This window comes from Nocardia farcinica, from assembly GCF_029867845.1.
Classification (GTDB): Bacteria; Actinomycetota; Actinomycetes; order Mycobacteriales; family Mycobacteriaceae; genus Nocardia; species Nocardia farcinica_A.
In genome coordinates, this window is sequence record NZ_JARWRU010000026.1 from 1 (window position 1) to 3,853 (window position 3,853).

Sequence of the window (3,853 nt, forward strand, 5' to 3'; positions counted from 1 at the left end):
GCGCGCCCCCCGCCGCCTCGACGGGTGGACCCGGTCGAGCGCGCCCGCTGCGGATCGGGCTCGCCCGACCGGGTTCCCTGGCCGTCCGCGTGGGCCGAACCACCACCGGACCACGGGACCGGCTCATCCCCCTCGCGCCGCCGTGCCGTGGCCGTGCCGGATCGGCCCGCGTCGGCGAGGAGTTCGTGCAGCCGACGGCGCATGTCGTCGAGCGGGGCGGGCGGGGGGGGGGGCGCCGCGCCCCACCCGGGGGCCGCCCTCCCCCCCACCGGGGGCGACACACCTGCCGGCGACCGGCTCAGAAATCGGCGGGCACCTCGGCCGCGGCGTCCGCGGTCACGTCGGCGCCGATGCCGAGCTTCTCCTTGATCTTCTTCTCGATCTCGTCGCGCACGTCGGTGTTCTCCAGCAGGAACTTGCGGGCGTTCTCCTTGCCCTGCCCCAGCTGATCGCCCTCGTAGGTGTACCAGGAGCCGGACTTGCGGATGAAGCCGTGCTCGACGCCCATGTCGATGAGCGAGCCCTCCTTGGAGATGCCGTGCCCGTAGAGGATGTCGAACTCGGCCTGCTTGAACGGCGGCGAGACCTTGTTCTTGACGACCTTGACCCGGGTGCGGTTGCCGACCGCGTCGCTGCCGTCCTTGAGGGTCTCGATGCGGCGCACGTCCAGGCGCACCGAGGCGTAGAACTTCAGCGCCTTGCCGCCGGTGGTGGTCTCCGGCGAGCCGAACATGACGCCGATCTTCTCGCGCAGCTGGTTGATGAAGATGGCGGTGGTGCCGGAGTTGTTCAGCGCGCTGGTCATCTTGCGCAGCGCCTGGCTCATCAGGCGGGCCTGCAGGCCGACGTGGCTGTCGCCCATCTCGCCCTCGATCTCCGCGCGCGGCACCAGGGCGGCCACCGAGTCGATGACGATGATGTCGATGGCGCCGGAGCGGACCAGCATGTCGGCGATCTCGAGCGCCTGCTCACCGGTGTCGGGCTGGGAGACCAACAGCGCGTCGGTGTCGACGCCCAGCTTGCGGGCATAGTCGGGATCCAGCGCGTGCTCGGCGTCGATGAAGGCCGCCACGCCGCCCGCGGCCTGCGCGTTGGCCACCGCGTGCAGGGCGACGGTGGTCTTACCCGAGGACTCGGGACCGTAGATCTCCACGATGCGGCCGCGCGGCAGGCCGCCGATGCCCAGCGCGACGTCGAGCGCGATGGAACCCGTGGGGATCACCGAGATCGGCTGGCGGGCCTCCTCGCCGAGACGCATCACCGCGCCCTTGCCGAAGCTCTTCTCGACCTGGGCGAGAGCGAGCTCGAGGGCCTTGTCGCGGTCGTAGGCCTGTGGTGCCATGTCCTGTCCCCTTTTCCACGGGTAGGTCGGTTGTCCTGGTTGGCGCCCACAGTAGAGGGCGGCACCGACAAGTTCTGACAGCGAGCCTAGACGAACACCTGTTCGAGTCCAAGTGACGCGCCGGGCCCACCCGCGGACCGGCTCGGCCGCCGCGCCGGCATCACCCGCGCGACGGCCTCACCAGCACGGACGACCTACCACAACGGCAGCGGGGCGTCGTCCTCCTCGGGACCCCTCGGCCCGAAGATCCGGCGGTCGGCCTCGGTGATGGCCACGTCGTTGATGCTCGCCTCGCGGCGCGACATGCGGCCGTCCGGGGCGAACTCCCACTGCTCGTTGCCGTAGCTGCGCCACCAGCCGCCCGTCTCGTCGTGCCACTCGTACTGGAACCGCACCGCGATGCGGTTGCCGTCGAAGGCCCACAACTGTTTGCGCAGCGCGTAGCCGTTCTCCTTCTCCCACTTCCTGGTCAGGAAGTCGACGATGGCCGCGCGGCCGACGAAGTGCTCGTCGCGATTGCGCCACTCCGAATCCTCGGTGTAGGCGGCGGCGACCCGCTCGGGATCACGGGTGTTCCAGGCGTGCTCGGCGGCACGGACCTTCTCCGCCGCGGTCACGCGGTCGAACGGAGGCAGTGGGGGTCGCATGGAAATCCTTTCGACAGGAATGATCGCCCGGTCAGGGATTGACCGGGGAGAGTTCGGCCTGGCCCCAGCGCAGCGGGCCGTCCGGCCACTCGAGCACCTCGTCGACGGTGAAGTCGATCGAGCACTGCGCACCGGGGGCGAAGGTGGCCGGATCCCAGTTCGGTTCGGCCGTTCCGGTGAGTTGCAGCGCGCCGCCGGTGGTCCAGTCCGGGACGAGCAGCCCGCAGCGCGGTCGCACGACGAGATTGCCGAGTGTCATGAACATGGAGTTGCCCCGGTAGTCCGGCCAACGCAGCCGGGTCGGCGACAGCACACGCACGAAGCCGGGGTTGCCGCCGCGATGCGAGGCGTCGGCGCGACCGTCGCCGTCGGCGGTGCCGATGAAGAAGGTGTCCGCCGCCGCCACCGCCGCCTGCTGCGCCGGGTCGAGCGCCGATCCCCGGCGCGGTCCGCTCGCGCGGTGACCGGGAATGTAGCCCACCGGTTCCCGGCGGGCGATGTACTTCGGGCAGTTCGCGTAGACCTGCTCGGTGTCGATCGCGAGGCCCTCCGCCACGGGAACGGCCCTGCCGTTGACCCGCATCCGCCTGCGCGCGGCGGGCCGCAACGCGATCAGGCCGATCTCGGCGGGCCCGGACAGCGCCGCGGCGAGCGGGTCATCGGCCCGCGGCCGGGCACCGACGACGATCGAACTGCCGCCGCTCGCCCGCACGAAGCCGGGCGGGCCGGTCAGCATGCTCGTCCACAGCCTGCCGTCGGCGTCGGCGGCGGCCAGCACGACCATCGGCTGCGCGGCCAGGAATTCGGCCGCCACGGGCGGGACGGTGGCGCGGATGGTCCGGCCGACCTTGGCCGCGATGCCGTCCTGCCCCATGCGCCGCTGGACGGCGAGTTCCCCGGGATGGAAGGGCCCCACGATCGCCGGCCTCAGAAGAAGCCGCAGGTGGGCGCGGCACCGTGTGGTGCGGGAGCGGCTTCGGCGCCGGTGGGCGCGTAGACCTCCAGCCGGATGCCGTCGGGATCGGTGAAGAACACCCCTCCCGACGCCGCGCCTTCGCCGTGTGCCACCACACCGTCGTGCACCAGCTCGACGCCGAGTTCACGCAGCGTTGCCTCGACAGCCCGCACCTGATCCATGTCGGCCACCTGGAAGGACAGGTGGTGCAGACCGGGCGTGCGGGCGGAGAACTCGCCTTCGGACTGCGCCCACAGCGTGAGCACCAGCGTGCCGTCCGCGCCGAGGAACACGAAGCGGGTGCCGCCCTCGCCGCCGCTCGCGATCTGCTCGAACCCGAAGGCGCGCCGGTAGAACTCGGCGGAGCGATCGATGTCCGAGACGTTCAATCCGATGTGCCCGGTCGTCATCGTCGGGGCGGTCACCGTTGTCATTGCGTCCTCCTGGAATGTCCAACCGTCTTTCGCGGTTTCAACGGTTAGAACCGTACGGACCGTGGACACACAACGTCAACCCCCTAAATTAATTTCAATGGTTAGATAGGCGGTGACAGTGCTGCAGGCGAACCCGAACTCGATACCCTCGGGCATGCCCGATCCGCGCCCGCACCTCGGCGAACCGCTCGCCTTGGACCTGCTCAACACCCGGTGGATGAACAACGGCCCGCAGGATCTGCTGACCGACGTGGACGGTCTGGAGATCTGGCTGGCCTCGGCCGGGCTCACCGGCCGCGCCTTCGCCGACGAGCCCACCCTCGACGCCCCGCCCCCGGCCCCCCGCCCGCGGCCCCCCCCCCGCCCACCCGGCCCGGGGGGGGGGCCCACCCCCCCCCCCATGCCCCCACCCCCACGCCAGGACGCAGCGCGCCCAACCCACCACCCCCCCACACCCCCCCCCGGAGCCCCCAGG

General features: G+C 71.3%; 5 protein-coding genes. 1 reads left to right on the top strand and 4 read right to left on the bottom strand.

Going from position 1 to position 3,853, the window contains the following annotated elements:
• Positions 1 to 298: 298 nt before the first annotated feature.
• The 4 genes from recA to QH283_RS00375 all read right to left on the bottom strand — a co-directional run bounded on the left by recA (position 299) and on the right by QH283_RS00375 (position 3,378).
• Positions 299 to 1,342, bottom strand: a complete 1,044-nt coding sequence (recA, locus tag QH283_RS00360) for a recombinase RecA (RefSeq protein WP_280501022.1) — start codon at positions 1,340 to 1,342, stop codon at positions 299 to 301.
• 194 nt (positions 1,343 to 1,536) lie between these two features.
• A complete protein-coding gene (locus QH283_RS00365; protein ID WP_280501023.1) occupies positions 1,537 to 1,989 on the bottom strand; it encodes a nuclear transport factor 2 family protein in 453 nt (150 codons plus the stop codon).
• Between the two features lie 31 nt (positions 1,990 to 2,020).
• Positions 2,021 to 2,863, bottom strand: a complete 843-nt coding sequence (locus tag QH283_RS00370) for a pyridoxamine 5'-phosphate oxidase family protein (protein ID WP_280501025.1) — start codon at positions 2,861 to 2,863, stop codon at positions 2,021 to 2,023.
• A 53-nt stretch (positions 2,864 to 2,916) separates the two neighbouring features.
• The gene (locus QH283_RS00375; protein ID WP_280501024.1) at positions 2,917 to 3,378 is read right to left on the bottom strand and encodes a VOC family protein; all 462 of its coding nucleotides are present in this window, start codon (positions 3,376 to 3,378) and stop codon (positions 2,917 to 2,919) included.
• A gap of 154 nt (positions 3,379 to 3,532) precedes the next feature.
• On the opposite strand from QH283_RS00375, the gene QH283_RS00380 reads away from it, so the two are divergent.
• Positions 3,533 to 3,853: ABATE domain-containing protein (locus QH283_RS00380; protein WP_348538247.1), on the top strand; the 321-nt coding region annotated here is incomplete at its 3' end.